Source organism: Pseudanabaena sp. 'Roaring Creek' (assembly GCF_001402795.1).
GTDB lineage: Bacteria > Cyanobacteriota > Cyanobacteriia > Pseudanabaenales > Pseudanabaenaceae > Pseudanabaena.
Map to the genome: position 1 here is coordinate 1 of NZ_LIRE01000615.1, position 1,138 is coordinate 1,138.

At 43.8% G+C, this 1,138-nt stretch carries 1 protein-coding gene; it reads right to left on the minus strand.

The genetic code is table 11. The features are described 5' to 3' along the window. Positions 1–83: 83 nt before the first annotated feature. Complete coding sequence (locus AC805_RS16810) at positions 84–845, minus strand: hypothetical protein (RefSeq protein ID WP_055076468.1); 762 nt, start codon at positions 843–845, stop codon at positions 84–86. Positions 846–1,138 lie beyond the last annotated feature (293 nt).

The window sequence follows — 1,138 nt, forward strand, 5'->3', positions numbered from 1 at the left end:
CGGCGCGAAGCGCCGCAACCATCTATTGGGTTTGATTTTTGCCATAACATTACTGACGTTAGCTATAAAAAAATTAAAGGGAATTATATTTTTGATTGAGCGAGGCGTTTATTTCGCATTAGTACATTTGCGCCTTCATTGGTTTGTTCGATGACTAGTAAAGGCGTGGGCTTGGCACTCTGATCCCAGCTAATTACAGCGAGCCTGCCCTGAATCGTCGGTTGCCAATTCCGATTTTCATCTGAGGCGACCACAAAATTTTCTAGCCCGACCGCTAAATCCTTCAGAATACTTTGCGATCCGTGGAGGGGAATTTTGGCAAGCTTAACGTGGATGCGAAAAAGGGTACGCATCTGTGAATCATCATGGTGTTCGGGTTTAAAAGCCACATCAAAAATCACATCAATCTTGCGGATATTGCCACTATCCTCTTCGCTGGGCATTAGTAGGGGGGTGATTTTTTTACGAAGGTTAACTTTGATCTGCGCCAAAATAATATTGCAGAAATGAGTCTCCTCCATCCTCATGCTTAGATAGTCTAAATTAAACTCACGAGAATGAATTAAGTCGGGGTTGCGCTCATGTTCGTCAATGGTATGCAGTGCTAACTTGAGCTTTTTGGTCAGTTCGTCCGTTTTGAGTTTTTCGATTTTTAGTTGTTGGCGACTTTTGCGTAGCTGCCAGTAATTATAGGCGGTCGCTCCAATTGCCCCCCACAACAGAATTAAAAGTAAGCTTACTCCGATTGGGTTTTGGAGCGGAAGCACTGAATGCTCGATATTGCCGATAAAGCCGTCGCGATCGCTAGTTTTAGTCGTCGGTACAGTTTGTAATGAGTACAACATAGACATGTCCCATTGATTGTTTCCTTAAATAGCCCTCTATAACTATTCCCATGATACGCAATGAAATTAATATGACTGTGTTTATTAAGGAAACTCTATGTGTCGTCACTTGCCTTAACGTCAGTTTGGTTTTCAATTCCCAAAAGTGTGGCTACACTTTTGGGAATTGGTATAAAACCCCAAAGAGAGTTGCCGCGCGGAGCGCGGCAACTCTCTTTGGGGTTTTATGTCCTGATATAGTTGGCGGCAGCTATAAAACCTGTAGCGCACGCTGCGCGTGCGCTACAGGTTTT